Source organism: Rhodanobacter sp. FW102-FHT14D06 (assembly GCF_043950705.1).
GTDB lineage: Bacteria > Pseudomonadota > Gammaproteobacteria > Xanthomonadales > Rhodanobacteraceae > Rhodanobacter.
Genome location: NZ_CP170722.1, coordinates 3185383 through 3201786, shown reverse-complemented (window position 1 = coordinate 3201786; position 16404 = coordinate 3185383). Strand labels below are relative to the sequence as shown.

Sequence of the window (16404 nt, the reverse complement as noted above, 5' to 3'; positions counted from 1 at the left end):
CTGAAGCCATCGAAGCATAGATGCTTCCATCGTCCCATATGCCTTGCTGATGGATGCGTCCGATGGAAGTCCAGTATGAGTGGCCGTAAACGTGATGAAAAGTCGTGCCTCGCTCACTGATCTCGACCGGTACTTGGAAGCCCAAAAGCTGTGATGTCTCGCCTATCCCGTCACGCCAAGTCACTCCTGTCTCATCGAATGGACGCGTTACCATATAGCCGCAAAAACTGAAACTGTGACGGATCGTGACCGGGGGAAACAAGTGTATTTAGCGCAATTAACAATTTCGAATTTCAGGAAACTGCACAAGGCGGAATTACGATTTCAACCGGGATTAAACGTCCTAGTAGGGGCCAACAACGTTGGAAAAACAGCCGTCGTCGATGCCCTACGTGCCCTACTCGCGGGACAAGACGAGCCCTATCCCCGCTTCGACATTGACGATGTTCATCGCCCTCACGGCGGGACACCTGCGGGAGACATCACGTTCCAGTTCGTTTTTCGTGATCTCGACGAAGATGACGAAGCCGACTTTCTTCCTGCTCTCAAGCTAACCGCGACAGGTAAGGCGGAGGCGCATATTGCCATTCGCTACGCGGAGGCCGACAAAATTGGGCGGCTTCGTGCCAAACGGTGGTGTGGCGATCACGAAGATGTAGGCCTGACCACGGACATGATGGAAAACCTTCGCGGGGTTTATTTGCCACCACTGCGCGATGCCTCCCAAAGCCTGAAACCTGGCCGCACCAGCCAACTCGCCCGACTGTTCCAGCTTCTGGCAGACGATGCCGGACGAGATGGGATCAACGACGCCTTAAAGAAGGTCGACGAGGAGCTGAAAAAAAACCAGCCGATCATCAACACCCACACGGCGATCAGGAGCCGACATGACAGTATGCTCGGCCCCCAACTCGCCCAGCTTCTGGAGCTGGGTTTAAGCGGAAGCGACTTTCAGCGATTGGCGTCCCGTCTTTCGCTGATGGTTGATGCTTTCGAGATTGAACAGAATGGGCTCGGCTTCAACAATCTGATCTTCATGGCGGTTGTCCTCAGCGAGTTAGCCAAGAACCCGGACTCGAGCTATCGCAGCTTGATTATCGAAGAGCCAGAAGCGCACCTGCATCCTCAACTCCAGGCAATCCTGCTTGGCTATCTAGAGACAATCAAGGCTGCTGAAGGAGAGAAGCCGGTTCAGCTCTTTGTAACCAGCCATTCGCCCAATTTTGCCAGTATTGCCGACATAGACAGCCTGGCCTGCCTTGTGGACACGGGCCACGTGGTCGAAACATTTTTCCCGCGCGACATCACCTTTGGAAAAGGGAAGAGAGAAAAGCTTGAGCGCTACCTCGACGTGACGCGGGCCGAGATTTTTTTTGCTCGGCGAGTCATCTTCGTGGAGGGTGCTGCTGAATTGATGCTGGTTAGCGTGTTGGCTGATAAAGCCGGATTCAAGCTGCGCGAACATGGCATCAGTCTGATCAGTGTCGAAGGCTTGAACTTCGATTCCTTCCTTCCCTTGTTCGGCGAGAAGGCACTGAAGATCCCCGTCTCAGTCATTACCGACGCCGACCCAGTGGATACGCCAGCTGATGGAAGCGAGCCACAGGCGCTGTACCCGGCAGCTAGCGATATCGTCAAAGTATCCGACAATACAGCCAAGATGAAAGAAGGCGAGGACGCCCTGCTCAAAGTTTTTCATGGGGTCAAGACCTTGGAGTACGACTTGGCTCTGCATGCAGACAATCGCTCTGCCATGCTGAAAGCGCTTAAGGAGCTTCATCCGAAGATCGGCGAGGCCGTTGAAGCCTCTGTCAACGCGGCCACGACAGACGCTGAAAAGGCGCGGTTCTTGTTCAGCGGCATGTTCGAACGCAAGCAGAACAACGTTCAGAAGGGACGTTTTGGCCAAACACTCGCACAGGTGCTCGTCGATGGCGCGCCGTGCGTCGTGCCTGAGTACATATGCAAGGCTATCGAGCATGCCTGCCAAGCGGCGCCAACGCATTCATGATCGAACCTTCACCAGAACAATCGGCGATCATCACCGCATCGCTTGATCCGATGTCGGTCGTCGCATGCGCAGGAAGCGGAAAGACGCTGACGGCAGTCCGTCGGCTCGCGGAGATACGTCGGCAGCTCGGCGATCACCGGGGACGGGTTGCATTGCTTTCTTTCTCCAATGTGGCCGTGGATACCTTTCGCCAGAGCTACCAGTCATTGATCCAGGAGATGTCCGTCGGCATCGGAGGCCACCGCGTTGACATTGATACGCTGGATGGATTTATCACACGTAATGTGCTTCGCCCACACGCTCACCGAACCATGCAGGCAACACAAGCAGCGTTTCTCGTGACCGGGGACGAATCTTTCCTAAACGGGTTCGCGTTCAAGCCTGGCAACTATCCCATTGGGATCACGAGCATGCAGGCTGATGTACGGGACGCCGGCATCTATTTCTACTACGCGAATAACAACCAAGTTGTTGAGTTGGACCACCACTACGCATCCAAGATCGTCCATAGGCTGGGGAAAACCGGTGCTTACACACACAACCTTGGTCGTTACTGGTGCTATCGCACATTGGCGGAGCAGCCGATCATTCTGCGCGCGTTGGCCCGTCGGTATCCGCACATTCTCATCGACGAGGCGCAAGACATCGGCACGCTCCATCAGGCCATCCTTGAGCAGCTCATCGGCGTCGGCGTGCAGATATCACTCATCGGCGATCCCAACCAAGGCATCTACGAGTTTGCCGGGGCAAATGGGACGTTCCTGTCGCAGTATGGTCAGCGTCCCGGAGTCGTGAGTTTAGGGCTGACCCGAAACTATCGGTCTGCACCACCGATCCTCGACTTGGCCAACAAGCTTTCTGCACGCAACGATGTGACTGACCGTGATGCTCCCAGGACTACACATGGCGCGTTCTTCATCCCGTACAAGACAGCGGACCGCGACAAGCTTGTAACAGCATTTCAAACCACGGTACTCACAGCAGGACTGAAGATCGAACGTTCGGCTGTACTTTGTCGCGGCCGCGATCTTGCCGACAAACTAGCTGGCAACGATTCTCCCGTTGGCCAGGGAACAGTGAAGGGCTTTGCACAAGCAGCCATCGCTCGCGATAAGAAGCAGGACTACCTGGGTGCCTTCAAGGGCGTGGCCACTTGCATCGCAAATCTTCTCGCTGATCCGCCAAAGGGATTCGTTGCTTCAATCACCCAACCTGAAGCCAAACCGCTGCGACGCCTTATTTGGCGCTTCACACGAAATCCGGGTACGGGTTTGCCTTCTGCCGCCCTTTTGGCAGACACGGAATGGCACCCGCAGTTGCTCGTCAGAGTAAAAACATTGCTCTCCACCTTGGAAAGTGACCATGGGTTGAAACCTACTGAGAACCTGGGCATGAAGCTCGCCAAGAAGTGTCTACCTAATGCGCCGCTTGCGGCAGCCGGAGACTTGGCTGCCTTGAACGCCGTTCGAATCCGGGTAGATACGGTGCATCAGGCAAAAGGTGAGAGCCTGGATGCCGTCCTCTACATGGCGAATAAGGAGCATGTTGCGGCCATGTTGGGCGGAGTCACGTCAGAGATCGGGCGCATAGGGTACGTTGCCGTTACTCGCGCCAGGAACCTCCTATGGCTGGGCGTGCCGGCCAACGCTATATCTGAGCTTCGCGCCCAATTGATTGCGTATGGTTTTCAAGAGATCGGTATGCCGGCCGCCCCTGCCGCCTAGTCCCCAATTCTCCGGCAGAAACATCGCCGTTCGACGGCATCCACGTCCCACCCTCCCGTCAATGATCTCTCCTGATTCCCCACCTGTCACATCCTCACTTAGAGAAAGGGCTTGAGATGGCCGTTTGTGAGAGGTGCGGGCCAAATCAAATCTGGCCAGCCATAGCTGCAAATGGCCGTCTGGCGCGGGCTCCCGTAAGTGAGGATGCGTGATATGGGGAATCAGGTGATCTCTTGTCCCACTCGCTCCTCACAGGCGATCAAGCCGTGCTGGGTGACCCGGTGAACTCGCCCCCGAAAGAGTGTTTGCACGTCGAGCGGCAGCCGATCCATTGTCATCCAAGCCAAACACGTCATTTCACACACACTCAGGTCTGGACTGGACGATCGACGGGTCACAGGACTGCTTCCGGATGCTCGATCCCGACCTCACCATCGGGCATCGCCAACACGAAGTCCAGCGATCCCGATGAGTAAGGATCAGTAGGAGAGAAGCCTCGCGGCCGGCAGGGTCGAAAGCAGATGCGCGACCTCATAACGCTCCGCGCGCTGACTTTTTCACCCCCATGAACGGCTGGGAGCGTCAGTGTCCAAGTTAGCAAGCCTGGCTGCCTGCTCCGTCGCGGCGTTCACCTGCACGATGATTTTCGGTAACAGATGGTCACGCCCCCGGGGATGAGATTTCGTGATTGCGGTGCAAGCCCGAGACAACCGCGATCAGCCTATTGATCGGCTCGGCCAACCGCTTCGGCAGTACGCGGTGTTGGGTATGGGAATTTAGGTCGGCGATCCAGCGGTGCGCGACCCAAACATCTTCTTCGGGGTGGTTGTTGTCCACGCCATTGCAATACTTATATCCAACAAGTGCATCGGTGTGCGAAAGCAGCAGCCGCGCCATCGTCATGTGAAAGCGATGAGCCTGAAGATCCGCTGGGCCTTTGGGGCGCGGAAGCGTTAGTCGCAGGCATTGTCGATTGTTGAAATCCTTCCAGTCAGGCCCCACGACCTCTCCCGCACGCTCCAGCATCTTGCGCGACTGTTCGTTTTTTGCATTGACCAAGGCAACAGCAACCACATTCTTCGGATACTGCAACTTCTCCGCTAGCCGATTCATCCAGCGCACCAGCTTGCGCAGAGTGTCATCGTCCGCAAACACGAGAAACTGGTGACGCTGCTCGCTGTCAAGAAATGCTGGTAGTTGGGCGTAGAGGGGATACAGGAGATCATGAACATAGATGTACGTTTGCCGGCGCCCCTGCTCGTGGTTCCGCGTGGTCGCGGTCAACACCTTTTGTGCCCATTTGGGCGTGAGTTCGGCAAGCGTCATCTCAGTAATGTCGATGGAGATGAGCGGGAATCCGAGCGATTTTCCGATTAACGCCTTGCGCCCATCAAAGGCGTGCCCAAGTTCGATTTCAACGCCTCCTAGCACCATCGGTTCGGTCTGGACAGGCGGCCCGAGCACGGCGACGTCGAGTCGGAATCGGCTACCGAACGGCGTCTCTAGAGGATGCTCTGCCGCCGCCCGGTCGGCGCCGAGCAGCAAGTTACCTTCTAGCGGATAGTCCGACGCATCCGCATCTTTGAATGACCAGGGCATCGCAAGCCCGACATCCAGACGCCGCGCAAGCTCCGCAACGATAAGCTCCTTCGCGCGCCAGTGTTCGGGACTTTCATGCACGGCGCGCTGCCGGCTAGCTTCTTCTTCGTCAAAGTGCGCTTTGGGGTTATAGGTGCGCTCTGCTGGAAGCAGTCGGAAATGGGACCGCCGCCGCAGCTTCTTGTTCTCAAAGGAGGGGCTGACCCATGTCACCATCTGCCGTGAAGCACCAGGAGAAACCAGAGGCCACAGCTTGCGTGCATGTTCCCGGCTGCGAACATCGCGCGCGGCGATCGTAGCTTGGAAAAGCCCCTTTCGAGAGAAGACAACGACCGCCTCATCCATGCTTGGAACAATCCCCCATCTTCATGATATCAGGCACGTACCGCTACGCGAGTTACAAAAAACACTGGTTGAACACAAGGTGTCTCAGTACAAGGTGTTAGCGGCCATGAGTTGCCATAAGTGTTTTCGATCCAATACCTCGCCGTTCAAAATCACTTCTCCGAAAGTGTCATCCTCGATGCGGCGCGGTCCATTGCCGTCATAAACATGCACATGTATTCCCTTCTCTTGAGGCCGATCCGCAGTCCACAGGACCGCCGGAGTCGATGACCACATATCGAAGTGGTGGCCAACATAGTCATCGAGATTTAGCCGTCGATCGGGCGTCACATAGGTATTGCTATTATTGAACTGGTCATGCAACGGCTTAAGCGGAGTGGATACGATCTTCCCATCGCTCCAAACACTATCGTTGCCACAGTTCCCGCAGAAATGCTTGGCATGCGGCGTCCGGGCAAAGCTTCCAAGGTCCAAGTGAGGGTATCCGCACTTCTTGCATGTGACACACGAAGTTTCATACCCTTGTTCGACGGAGCGAACGAACTCAAACGCAGCGGGTGGTGTTACTTGAATCAATGTGATTTCGGTATTTGCGAAAAGGCCGGCGTCTTGGTTATACGAACACACAATTGCATCAAAATCCCGATCTAGCTCCTTTCTTTCAGCGCCAGAAAATCGTTTATGCACGTGAATCTTCGGAGCACGTTTTTCAATCGGGCGACTGGATATAGCCGGTGGCAATGAGCACCAGATCCCTATTTCCTCGTATTCGTTGAACTCGACTTCGAGGGGATCTACGACATAGCTCATTTCCATCAGATGACTACTGCATCGAACATCTCCTGATTCAGGCAGGGCTGCAATGTCGGCATTTGTGCCCCAGTGAATCTGGTGTGTCTTGCAGTACCAGCGTCGAGCACCGTGCCTGAATTTCCCGCAAGGAACGATGTGGCATGGGAGTATTGCATTGGTACCAGACTTCCCTTCGAAGTGACCAAACACTTCCTCGGAGCTAACGGCAATATTGCCGATCGTCCTCCCTGGAGCCCAGCAAACAGCAGCCGCAGCGGAGTATTGCTCATGCTCAAACTCGACATCCTCTTCATCGCCGTGCTTGCGAATGAACTCCTTTCTTGCCGCTCCTGCGTCGGAATTCGACCATTCACATTCCCAGACCTCTACGCGGCCGGTTTCTCTATTTAATTTGCGCGAATAGAACATGTAAAAATCCAAAAAAAAGACTTTGCCGCATCCCGACTATGGCTGATCGAATAGAATCAGGTAGATCGCCGGATGTCTCAACACCGCTTGAAGCTAGGCTGCAACAGTAATGCCGGGGGCATGTGTGCGTCGCGCAGGCTGGACCACGATCTCAACGTGCTGATCCAACGACACTAGCGCCTGCATCAACCGCTCCAACGAAATGTTCTGGAGCTTGTAGCGGCGCACTTGTGACACCTTGGGTTGGGTCATACCGGTGATTGCCGCCGCCTCGTTCTGGCTCAAGCCTCGTCGATCAATCAGCTCGTTGAGCTTGAGCGCGAGCGCCGCCTTCGCCGACAGTTCTTCCGCGTCGTCGAAACCAAGATCCAGCAGCACGTTGTCGGTGCCTTGTGGATTGTCTTTGCGAGCCATCACGTTCTCCCGCTCGCCCCATAGCGGGCAAGCACTGCTTTCAGCCGCTTCTCGATCAACTCCACGTCCGGCTGCGGCGTAGCAATGCCGGACTTGGATTTCTTCTGGAACGCATGTAGCACATGCACCGCGTCGCCGAGCCGCACGGTATAGACCGCGCGGAAGGTGTCACCCCGGTGGTCTTCCACCAGTTCGTACACGCCGGAACCCAGCCCCTTCCAGAGCTTGGCCGAATCCGGCGTGCCGCCCAACTGGACGACAAACAGCGCCACACCCATGTCCTTCTGCACGTCGATCGGGAACTCCTTGAAGTCCTTTTTCGACGAGCCTTCCCAATAGAGAAGCTTGCGTTTCTGTACCATGAAATTATATCCGTTCGGGTATGGATGGCAAGTCCTGAATTGTCGTATCGCTGATACGACAATTCAGGCGCCACGTTCAGGAGCCGGCCGCCGCCGGCGCTTCTGGCGCTGCGCGCTTTGTGCCAGGCGGCACTGCGCGCTTCGGGCTTTTTCGGTGGCGATAGGGTCGATAGTTGCCCTGACTGGTGCGGGTCTTCTCGCCTTCCGCGACGAGGCAAGCGGCCAGCGGCTGCGCAGTCGACGTAGCCGACGCCCGGCTGTCGATGGCGTCCCGCCGCAGGTTGGCGACCTTCTCGGCAGCCGCCCGCACCGGGTCATCCTCGGTATGCACATACGTCATGAACTGCGTGACGGTCTTGTGCGCGGTCAGCGCCATGCCTACCTTAATGGGAACGCCGGAATTGGCGATGTCAGTGGCCGCGCGATGACGAATGCCGTGCGTGCCGACATGCGGCACCTTGGCCCGTTCCAAGATGCGCCGCCAGGAGTTGTAATAGGTGCTTTCGGGCAGCGGTTCCTTGCTGTCGAAGACGGCCGGGCACACGTAAGGCGAATCGTTGATGCGCGGGGCATTGAACAACAGTTGGTAGGCTGCTTCGCTCATCGGCTTGGATATGTCGCCGGTCTTGCTGTCTGGCCAGACGACGCGGCGATCCTCGAAATCGACCCAAGCCCATTCGAGCGTGCGGATCTCTATCATGCGTGCCGAAAACTCGAATTGCAGGCGGATCGCCAGCGTCAGGGTCGGGTGCTCCAGCCCTTCGGCATCCGCTCGGTCGAGATAGGCATAGAGGCGTGCCAGCTCGTCGTTGACGATGTAGCGCGTCTCGCCATCTTCCCGATACTTGGGAACGTGGCGGCACGGGTTAGAGCCGTCCGGCCGGTAGCCCCACACCTCGGCCATGTTGAGCATCTTGCGCAGGCAAGCCAGAAGCCGGTTGGCCGTGACGGCGATATGCGCCTTGTCGCGCATCAGCGTCGTGATGTCCGCGCGCGTCAGGTCGGGCACCTTCATCTTGCCCAACGCCGGGATGATGTGACGGTCGATGTACCCTTGGTAGGTATCGACCGTGCGGGGCTTGTTGCGCAGCTTCGAGTATTCCTCGATGAACTGCTCACACAACTCCTTGACCGTGGGGGCCATGCGCGCGGCCAGCTTGGCGGCACTGGGGTCGCTGCCCTTGCGCACGTCGGCCAGCCAGTCCTGCGCGATCGAGCGGGCCTGCTCGATGGTCAGCTCACCGAACTGGCCGATTTTCGGCTTGCGGCGCTCGCCCCAGTTCGTGCGGTACTGGAGCATGAAGACCTTGCGGCCGTGGGCGGTGACTTTGCAGAGGAATCCAGGGACAATGGTGTCCCGCAGTTCGTAGTCTTTGCTGATGATTTCGGCCGCATCGACAGCGGATTTGGTGAGCTTGATCTTGGCCATGACGCCCTCCTAGTTCGAGATCGAACGCAGGAACCAGCCAGGAGCCACGGCATCGGGAAGTGTGCCGCAATCGGTCTGGTCAAGGCGTAAGGTTAGACGGGACTAACCCCTTGGAAAACCAAGCCCAGCAAGGCTTAGCGGGTTCCAGCGTAGTCCCATGCTATTCCTCAAGAACAATCTCAAAATCCGCTTGTGGTGACACAGTGGAGGTTCGAGTCCTCTCACCGGTACCAGGTATCGAAAACCCCGCTTCACGCGGGGTTTTTCACGTCTGCAGGGCGCGCATGGGCTGCTACAACTCGCGCACCACGCGGAAGCCCACGCGGCCACTGCGCACGTCGCCGTCGGCGCCCTGGCGGTAGGCGGAGGTCACTTGGTCGGGGGAGCTGCCCCATGAGCCGCCGCGCAACACGTGCACGCGGCAGCCGGGGTTGATCCAGGCGCTGCCGTCGTCGGGGGCGCGGATGTAGTTGTCGTGCCAGCAGTCGGCGACCCATTCGGAGACGTTGCCGTCCATGTCGTACAGGCCGAACGGGTTGGCGGCGAAGCTCATCACCGGCGCCGGGCCCCAGTAGCCGTCGCGGTAGCCGCGAAAGGCGTTGCTCCAGCGACGCCCGCTGCGCGAGCGGTCGCCGGAGCCGGTCAGGTTCTCCACCTTCTGGTCGGGTGCGGCGTCGCCCCACCAGTAGCGGCTGGTGGCGCCGCCGCGCAGCGCGTACTCGAACTCCGCCTCGCTGGGCAGCCGATACTGCTTGCCGGTGCGCTCGCTCAGCCACTTGGCGTAGGCCACCGCATCGTTCCACGAGATGTTGACCACCGGCAGGTTGTCGCCGGCCTTGCGGCCGGCGTAGTCGTCCTGCCAGCTGGCGTTGGCATCGTCGCGCAGGGCGCCGCTGCGCTCGTCGTACACGCTGGCGCCGCCGAGCCGGGTCGAATCGGGTACGTAGCCGCTGGCGCGGACGAACTCGCGGAACTCGCCCACGCTGATTTCCGTGCGCGCGATGGCGAAGCCCCTGGCCAGGGTGACCCGGTGCTGCGGCAACTGGGCGTCGGTGCGATCCTCGTTGTCAGCCGCCGCCCCCATCAGGAACGAGCCGGTGGGCACCACCACCATCGCCGGCCCCTTGCCGGGCAGGTCGACGTAGCGATCGGTGAACACCTGACCGGGCTTGTAGTTCGCGTACAGGCGTGCGTTGGTCAGTTGCTCGTCCACCTGCGCCAGCTCGGGCAGGTCGGCATCGGTCGCGCGTGCCTGCGCGACCAGTTTGGTCGCCAGCTCGAGGTTGCCGCCATCCAGCGCCAGCCGCGCCTGCGCCAGCACACCCGCGGCGCGCTGGCGGCGCATGTCGTCGATGCGCAGTTGCACGTCGTGCATCTGCTGCGAGCCCGGACGGATCGCCTGCGCGCGGGCCAGCTGCTTCTCGGCGCCGGCGAAATCGTTTTGCGCGACCGCCGCCAGGGCGCGATCGAGCACCGCACGCTGCACCTGGAAAATCCCCTGCTCGGCTACCGCATTCTGCGGATCGAGCTGTTGCACCTGGTGGTACAACTCCAGCGCGTTGTCGCCCTTGGGCTGGTCGGCCTTGCCTTGCTGCAGCAGCGCCGCCGCCGCGGCCAGCATCGGGCGCACCGTGGCCAGCGTCTTCAGGTTCTCCTCCAGTTGCGCGACTTCCTGCTCCGCATTGGGCAGGGTGCGCAGGGCATCGAGCAATTCCTTCGCCGCGTCGACGTCGCCGACGGCGATGTCCTGGTCGATCTCCGCCACCAGCCGGGCGCGCACGTCGAACAGGCCTTGCACGGCGCGACGACTGTCCGGCTTTTCCTTCAGCGCCTGCATGAACAACGCGGCGGCACTCTCCGGATCGCCAGCCAGCTGGCCGGCATGGAACGCCTTGAGGGCGCGCGCCAGCAGCTCCTTCACCTGCGGCGACTCGGCCGATTTCTGCTCGGGCAGGCTGGCATTGTTGCGGTTGCGCGCCACGATCACCGCGGTCGGGGCCAGCGTCAGCGGCGGACCGGCGTTCAGTTCGTTGATCGCCGCCACGCGTTGCGGCGGCAGGTTGCCGGTGGGCGACACGTCACCCAGGCTCATCGCCCGCTGCGGCATCTGCCCCGGCGCCACGTGGAACCACTGCGGAAAAAAGTGATACGTCAGCGCGACGCCCAGCACGATCATGCCCAGCGCCCCACCGAAGAAACGCTGACGGCGCAGGATGGCATTGCGTGGCATGGATGGGCGTCCCGGTTGCGGCCTGTTATCGTGCCAAGGAGTCCGGGCAATGGAAACCTTCGCGGCGGAGATCGTACCCGGCGGGCCGACGTTCGACGCGTGACTCCATTCTCGCCGATATGCCGGCGGAAGCGCGCGCCGCTCGCCGCGCCTCGCCGCCGGATGATCCGTCCCGCCCGGGCTCTGCGTTCACCATAGGCACAAACCGCCGGCAGGGCAATCCGCGCCGGCACCCCCGAAGGAGTCCCGATGTCGCTGTCCCAAACCGCCGCTGCCGACTGGATCGACCAGGCCGACGCATTGCAATCCTGGCTTGCTGCCCTGCCCGCGGACGCGGCCGTCGGCCTCGACACCGAATTCATGCGTCGCGACACGTTTCATCCGCAGCTGGCCCTGCTGCAATTGGGCTGGAACGGCCGTCACGCGCTGGTCGACCCGCTGGCCTTTCCGATCGGCGCCGCACTGCAACCGCTGCTGAGTGCGGGCAAAGCGGTGACCGTGATGCACAGCGCCAGCGAGGACCTCGAAGTGCTGGCGCCGCTGCTGCCGGCCGGCCCGCAGCAACTGTTCGACACGCAGATCGCGGCCGCCTTCGTGGGCATGGGCCTGGGCGTCAGCTATCGCGCGCTGGTGGCCGAGCTGGTCGGCGTGGACCTGGACAAGGGCGAAACCCGCTCGGACTGGATGCGTCGCCCGCTGACCGCCTCGCAATGCAGCTACGCCGCCCTGGACGTGGTGTATCTCAAGGCCATCCACGAACAACTCGCCGAGCGTCTGCAGCAGCGCGGACGCAGCGACTGGCACGCGCAGGATTGCGAGCGGCTGAAACGCCGCGTGCACCGCGAGAGCGATCCGCAGCCCCAGCGCGCCCTGCGCGCGGCGGCCGACTGGCGCCCGGAAGCGCAGGCCCGCCTGCGCCGGCTGCTGCTGTGGCGCGACAGCTGCGCCCGCCGCCTCGACGTACCGCGCCCGTGGCTGCTGGACGACACGCTCGCCCTCAGCCTGGCGCAGCAACCGCCGGCCACGCTGGCCGAACTGGAGCAACGCGCCCGTGGCCAGCGCGCACTGCGCTCGGCCCAGCGCAGCGAGCTGTTCGAGGTGCTCGCGCCCGCCGTCACCCCGGCGGAGATCGACGCCACCGCCCGCATCCCCGGCCATCCGCAGGGCGCCGCCAAGCAGGCGCTGGCGGCGATGAAGCAGTCGGTCGACACGCTCGCCACCGAACTCGACCTGCCGCCCGGCCTGCTGTGCCCGCGCAAGGTGCTGGAGGAATACGTGGTCACCGCCGAATGGCCCGAGTCCCTCGACGGCTGGCGCCACGACCTGCTGCACCCGCGCCTCGCCAGCCTGCTGCCCGACCGCCCCGCGACAAGCCGACCAGTTGCCAAGCCCTCGGCCGGCGATTAAGATACGCGGCTTCCCACGGGGTGTAGCTCAGCCTGGTAGAGCGCTACGTTCGGGACGTAGAAGTCGCAGGTTCGAATCCTGTCTCCCCGACCAAGAAAAACAACGACTTAGGCCACCTTCACCGGGTGGCCTTTTTCGTTATAAGTGCTTGGTAAGTGCGTTCTTCTCCAAAGAGAAGCGCCACCAATGCGGCGGCGTCAGAATCTAGCTCAATGGTTGCCCGGTCATCGAGTGCCACGCACTGCGAATCTGGTTGGCCATGGTCGATGGCACGCGGTGGGGAGCTTGCCCAGACCGTGTGCCGTGAACCGTGGTGGGTCAACGGGAAAGCGTGCGCGTAGCCGCTATGGCCAGGGCGAAGGGATCAACCCTGCGTTAGCGGCGTAGAATTCGCGCTTCGAGAGTCCAGCTTGGGATGCCATGGACTTCACGAGGTAAGGACCAAAAGGCGCCTTGGGACAGTCCACCGTAACGGTGCGCATGCGACCACGGGCCACCATCTGGAAATGCTCATGCGACCCAACCTGTCGAGACAGGCTGAATCCAAGCAGCTTCAATAGTCGTTTGACGTCGCTGCAGTCCAGTTGCGGCTTTCGACTCACTCAGCAGTATCCAGCCTGCCCATTGAGTCCCACAGAGAAGCGATCAGCATGGTGGTGATTGTGGTGGTTGTTTCTGGCCAAGTTGCAGCGCAACCATACATACCAGTAACGCAACTGGATCGACAGCGGTGCAGGACGGAACAGCATGTCACGCTGGTGCCGTGGATCGTTCTGCTCTTTCGCCAGCTCCACGTAGCTCTTCACCATGGCGATGATTTTCTTCTGCGCATCCTGCAGTGTGTCGGCCTGAACCGCGAGATTCATGTCAATGCAGAATGCCTGCCATTGGGAACCCACTTTTTCAGCGAAAAACCGCACCTTCATCATGTTCCTTGCCATTGCTCAGACCCCCGTCTGTTGCCCGAACAGCTCTTGGTAACCGCCTATTCTAGGCTCCCGCCATGGTTGAATTGTTAAATCGGCTCGAAGTCAAGCTTGACACTTCTCGTATAACGCTTTAGTGACGGCGCCGTCAATTGGACTATTCACCCAGGCGCGGAAGGGTTCATGTCGCCGCAGCCCGCAGATCACCCAGCCGGTTGCCAACAACGTGGCAAACGGCGGCGGGCCATCAGCGGGCAGCGCCACACGGTGTAGGCATTTGCTGATTGATTCCCCAATTGGAGAAATAATCTGTGCGTGCGGGGATAGTCATCAGGTCTGAGTGGACTCGCATACGGCGCACCGCGCTGCACGTTCAACCAAGCGAAGATGGCGAGCCACCTCTCTTGGTCGTTAAATCACAGCGCCGGATTGTTGGATAGGGGGCTACCTGTAAAGCGCGTGCCCAGGGTCGAGCCAAACGACATAGAAGACGTTGTCGATCAGGATGCCGTGCACTCGGCCATAACTGTTGGCGGAGAGGCTGAATTGCCTTGGTTCGCAATCCTGCAACTGCGGAGACAGGTGTTTGTAGCCGTCTGGCTCAGTGGTGCCATTCCAGTCAATGGCGTGACACCTCAGCCCCTTGCCTGCGCCCTTGATCTCGAACACCTTCATGGTGGACACGTCACGCAGACGCTCGAGTAGCGTTTGCACGTAGCGCCCAACGTCGTCGTGTGGGAGATGAAACTTGTCGCTGAAGGTCAGGTGGCGGAAGGAGAACCTCACCAGGTCGGTAGGTATCTCGCGCAGCTTGTGAATTGCGCCGACCACGGGAGCAGTTTTAGCCTTCTTGATCCCCACCGTCGTCCTTGGCCTGTTCCTCAAAAAACTCCTGCATGATTTCATCGCGGATTACGGCGTGACCCTCATCGTCGGGATTCAGTCCAGCCCGCGCAGTCAACCATGGCCGTTCCAAGTGCGTGCTGTGTTCCAATGCCCACGCGGTATCGCCGCCGTAGACGGAAAGTACCTCGTCAACATGCTCTTGCAAGTCTTTCGGCAGATCGACATCAAGCTGTTCGTCGGAGATTGGGGTCCAGCGGTAGCGCTTGTACTCGTGGTAGACGTCGAGGTTCACGGGACCGTGTATCCACGCACGAAACTCACCATCGAAAGCGCGCTCCTTGTGTAGGCCAAGGTGCCAACCCTGCACGTAGTACAGCAGCTTTTGGATCTTCAGATTGGTGATCAGGTCGCCGCGATCCTGAAACTTCTTGACGATGTAACCAGCGACGTCTTTAGCTGTGGTCATGGCAACCCCTTGCCAGCCTAGTTGAGTCAGTTTAGCCATGTGCCCGTCTCATTTTATGAGAGACAGCGCTTGCGGTGGCGCTTCCAGGTCGGCCACGGCGCGAACGCTTGTCAGGGTCGAATGGATGCGGGCGAGCGACTAGCGTGCAATCGCCAGACGCGGTTAGTGCTGCGGTGGTCATGGTGTTGTCTCCTTGCCGGGCGTGGATGACTCCATTGCAGCGGCCCGCGCGAAACCATGTTTTCTGAACTGACGGCGCAAATAAACACCTTGGGCGCCGGTGCGGAGTGCGCCGCGTTTGATGTTGGAAAGCGCCCCCCGGTGTGTGCGTTCGCCCGGCTTACAGGCTAGGCGCGGATGCCTTCATCGCAGCGGCCCAATCGTTCAAGTGCGGGTGCGTGCGCCAGTCTCGCTGGTCGGGGTGATCCTTGAAAAAGTACAAGCCCGCAACCTCGTCGTGGTGGTCGCCCGGTTCGTAGGCCCACGGCGGCGGCGGATCTCCTGCCTGCCATGCCTCGTACAGCGGCCGGCGATCTTCAGTGCGGCGGCGTGACTTGCGGTGAAGGGTGCTCATGCAGCGGCCTCCAATTGATTGCGCAACGTGAGCGAATCCAGCCACGTCACAGCGCCAGCGGTCAGCGGCGGATAGGGACATACCTCCTCAGCGTCCAGCGGGCTAACCTGCCACGGTGGAAGCCGTAGCGCGTGTTTCAGCGTGGCATGGTCGCCGGCAACAAACGCGGCCAAAGCTTCCGGCGTAATGCGTCCGGCTTGCTGGTTACGGGTTCGGCGTCGAATCGTCGTCATGGGCTATCGTCCTGCCGGTCGGCCCGGCTTCTGCGGTGGTAGCACGTCCAGGTTCAACGCTTTGAATGCGCTATGCATCGCCGCGCGTGAATCACGTTCAACGGTGGTCGCGGGGTTGGATTTGAGCTGGCCGAACTTGTCTTCAACGACGATGCCGTGCTTCTCGACCAGCGCGGCGGCTTGCGTCATGCGGTCAAACGATCGCAGCGCCGATTCAAGTAGGAATGATGCGGCCTCGTCGGCTAGGTCGAACTCGGCATGCAGCCGTTTCCACCACGCGACGGCGGCTGGTGAAAGCCCCTTCGGCGGGGGATTGGTGGCGGTATTTTTCAAAGGATTTACCCGGTTGTGTGAAATGAAAGGAGTGTGTCCGGTGTCCATCGGCTTCATCGGCGAGACGGACAAGGCCCCCCATGGGGTCAGTCGGCCAGCCAGTCGCGCACGGCAGCCAGGTCACTGAAGGTGGCAAGGATTCGCCCGTCGTGCGGTAGCGTCATCCGGTAACGCTCAGCATCGGATGCCGTGCCGATCAGGCGATAACCCATCTTGCGTGCCTTGTCGGCAAACACCTTGAAGTCGTCCGGCAGTTGTTCGCGGTATCGAAAGCCCATGTGTGT

The 16404-nt window shown here is 60.1% G+C and carries 17 protein-coding genes and 1 tRNA gene; 4 read left to right on the top strand and 14 right to left on the bottom strand.

All coding sequences use genetic code 11. From position 1 onward, the window contains the following. Nucleotides 1–262 precede the first annotated feature (262 nt). On the top strand, nt 263–2011 hold the full coding sequence (locus ACFCQI_RS14335) for an ATP-dependent endonuclease (RefSeq protein WP_395117780.1): 1749 nt from the start codon (nt 263–265) through the stop codon (nt 2009–2011). After that, entirely contained in the window at nt 2008–3735 is a 1728-nt protein-coding gene (locus ACFCQI_RS14330; RefSeq protein WP_395117778.1) for a UvrD-helicase domain-containing protein, read from the top strand. Before ACFCQI_RS14335 ends, ACFCQI_RS14330 begins: the two co-directional genes overlap by 4 nt. A gap of 660 nt (nt 3736–4395) precedes the next feature. Here the strand turns inward: ACFCQI_RS14330 and ACFCQI_RS14325 are convergent. From ACFCQI_RS14325 to ACFCQI_RS14300, 6 genes are all read right to left on the bottom strand, one after another. Further along, a complete protein-coding gene (locus ACFCQI_RS14325; protein WP_395117776.1) occupies nt 4396–5679 on the bottom strand; it encodes a hypothetical protein in 1284 nt (427 codons plus the stop codon). Between the two features lie 84 nt (nt 5680–5763). Then, nucleotides 5764–6900, bottom strand: coding sequence for a hypothetical protein (locus tag ACFCQI_RS14320; RefSeq protein ID WP_395117774.1), 1137 nt, complete (start codon nt 6898–6900; stop codon nt 5764–5766). A gap of 93 nt (nt 6901–6993) precedes the next feature. Then, nucleotides 6994–7314, bottom strand: a complete 321-nt coding sequence (locus tag ACFCQI_RS14315; protein ID WP_395117772.1) for a helix-turn-helix domain-containing protein — start codon at nt 7312–7314, stop codon at nt 6994–6996. After that, the gene (locus ACFCQI_RS14310; RefSeq protein WP_395117770.1) at nt 7314–7676 is read right to left on the bottom strand and encodes a type II toxin-antitoxin system RelE/ParE family toxin; all 363 of its coding nucleotides are present in this window, start codon (nt 7674–7676) and stop codon (nt 7314–7316) included. Before ACFCQI_RS14310 ends, ACFCQI_RS14315 begins: the two co-directional genes overlap by 1 nt. A 76-nt stretch (nt 7677–7752) precedes the next feature. Continuing rightward, on the bottom strand, nt 7753–9105 hold the full coding sequence (locus tag ACFCQI_RS14305) for a tyrosine-type recombinase/integrase (protein ID WP_395117768.1): 1353 nt from the start codon (nt 9103–9105) through the stop codon (nt 7753–7755). 292 nt (nt 9106–9397) lie between these two features. Then, entirely contained in the window at nt 9398–11335 is a 1938-nt protein-coding gene (locus ACFCQI_RS14300) for an SUMF1/EgtB/PvdO family nonheme iron enzyme (RefSeq protein WP_395117766.1), read from the bottom strand. 249 nt (nt 11336–11584) lie between these two features. Here ACFCQI_RS14300 and rnd point away from each other — a divergent pair, with 249 nt between their 5' ends. Then, nucleotides 11585–12742, top strand: coding sequence for a ribonuclease D (gene rnd, locus ACFCQI_RS14295; protein ID WP_395117763.1), 1158 nt, complete (start codon nt 11585–11587; stop codon nt 12740–12742). Between the two features lie 16 nt (nt 12743–12758). Continuing rightward, nucleotides 12759–12835 (top strand) — tRNA-Pro (locus ACFCQI_RS14290). Nucleotides 12836–13086: 251 nt separating this feature from the next. Here the strand turns inward: ACFCQI_RS14290 and ACFCQI_RS14285 are convergent. From ACFCQI_RS14285 to ACFCQI_RS14250, 8 genes are all read right to left on the bottom strand, one after another. Continuing rightward, entirely contained in the window at nt 13087–13344 is a 258-nt protein-coding gene (locus ACFCQI_RS14285; protein ID WP_395117761.1) for a type II toxin-antitoxin system HicA family toxin, read from the bottom strand. After that, a complete protein-coding gene (locus ACFCQI_RS14280; RefSeq protein WP_395117760.1) occupies nt 13345–13671 on the bottom strand; it encodes a hypothetical protein in 327 nt (108 codons plus the stop codon). Nucleotides 13672–14112: 441 nt separating this feature from the next. Continuing rightward, entirely contained in the window at nt 14113–14529 is a 417-nt protein-coding gene (locus tag ACFCQI_RS14275) for a hypothetical protein (protein WP_395117758.1), read from the bottom strand. Next, nucleotides 14510–15019: a Panacea domain-containing protein gene (locus ACFCQI_RS14270; protein ID WP_395117756.1), complete on the bottom strand. Its 510-nt coding sequence runs from the start codon at nt 15017–15019 to the stop codon at nt 14510–14512. Before ACFCQI_RS14270 ends, ACFCQI_RS14275 begins: the two co-directional genes overlap by 20 nt. A 301-nt stretch (nt 15020–15320) precedes the next feature. Continuing rightward, nucleotides 15321–15554, bottom strand: coding sequence for a hypothetical protein (locus tag ACFCQI_RS14265; protein ID WP_395117755.1), 234 nt, complete (start codon nt 15552–15554; stop codon nt 15321–15323). Next, nucleotides 15551–15787: a hypothetical protein gene (locus tag ACFCQI_RS14260; protein WP_395117753.1), complete on the bottom strand. Its 237-nt coding sequence runs from the start codon at nt 15785–15787 to the stop codon at nt 15551–15553. Before ACFCQI_RS14260 ends, ACFCQI_RS14265 begins: the two co-directional genes overlap by 4 nt. Before the next feature lie 3 nt (nt 15788–15790). After that, nucleotides 15791–16168: a P27 family phage terminase small subunit gene (locus tag ACFCQI_RS14255; protein WP_395117750.1), complete on the bottom strand. Its 378-nt coding sequence runs from the start codon at nt 16166–16168 to the stop codon at nt 15791–15793. 38 nt (nt 16169–16206) lie between these two features. Continuing rightward, entirely contained in the window at nt 16207–16398 is a 192-nt protein-coding gene (locus ACFCQI_RS14250) for a hypothetical protein (RefSeq protein WP_395117748.1), read from the bottom strand. Nucleotides 16399–16404 lie beyond the last annotated feature (6 nt).

What these genes read in the sequence shown, in the direction of transcription:
- ACFCQI_RS14330 (WP_395117778.1), top strand. Translation starts at nt 2,008, where the DNA reads ATGATCGAACCTTCACCAGAACAATCGGCGATCATCACCGCATCGCTT.
- ACFCQI_RS14325 (WP_395117776.1), bottom strand. Translation starts at nt 5,679, where the DNA reads ATGGATGAGGCGGTCGTTGTCTTCTCTCGAAAGGGGCTTTTCCAAGCT.
- ACFCQI_RS14320 (WP_395117774.1), bottom strand. Translation starts at nt 6,900, where the DNA reads ATGTTCTATTCGCGCAAATTAAATAGAGAAACCGGCCGCGTAGAGGTC.
- ACFCQI_RS14315 (WP_395117772.1), bottom strand. Translation starts at nt 7,314, where the DNA reads ATGGCTCGCAAAGACAATCCACAAGGCACCGACAACGTGCTGCTGGAT.
- ACFCQI_RS14310 (WP_395117770.1), bottom strand. Translation starts at nt 7,676, where the DNA reads ATGGTACAGAAACGCAAGCTTCTCTATTGGGAAGGCTCGTCGAAAAAG.
- ACFCQI_RS14305 (WP_395117768.1), bottom strand. Translation starts at nt 9,105, where the DNA reads ATGGCCAAGATCAAGCTCACCAAATCCGCTGTCGATGCGGCCGAAATC.
- ACFCQI_RS14300 (WP_395117766.1), bottom strand. Translation starts at nt 11,335, where the DNA reads ATGCCACGCAATGCCATCCTGCGCCGTCAGCGTTTCTTCGGTGGGGCG.
- rnd (WP_395117763.1), top strand. Translation starts at nt 11,585, where the DNA reads ATGTCGCTGTCCCAAACCGCCGCTGCCGACTGGATCGACCAGGCCGAC.
- ACFCQI_RS14280 (WP_395117760.1), bottom strand. Translation starts at nt 13,671, where the DNA reads ATGATGAAGGTGCGGTTTTTCGCTGAAAAAGTGGGTTCCCAATGGCAG.
- ACFCQI_RS14270 (WP_395117756.1), bottom strand. Translation starts at nt 15,019, where the DNA reads ATGGCTAAACTGACTCAACTAGGCTGGCAAGGGGTTGCCATGACCACA.
- ACFCQI_RS14265 (WP_395117755.1), bottom strand. Translation starts at nt 15,554, where the DNA reads ATGAGCACCCTTCACCGCAAGTCACGCCGCCGCACTGAAGATCGCCGG.
- ACFCQI_RS14260 (WP_395117753.1), bottom strand. Translation starts at nt 15,787, where the DNA reads ATGACGACGATTCGACGCCGAACCCGTAACCAGCAAGCCGGACGCATT.
- ACFCQI_RS14255 (WP_395117750.1), bottom strand. Translation starts at nt 16,168, where the DNA reads ATGGACACCGGACACACTCCTTTCATTTCACACAACCGGGTAAATCCT.
- ACFCQI_RS14250 (WP_395117748.1), bottom strand. Translation starts at nt 16,398, where the DNA reads ATGGGCTTTCGATACCGCGAACAACTGCCGGACGACTTCAAGGTGTTT.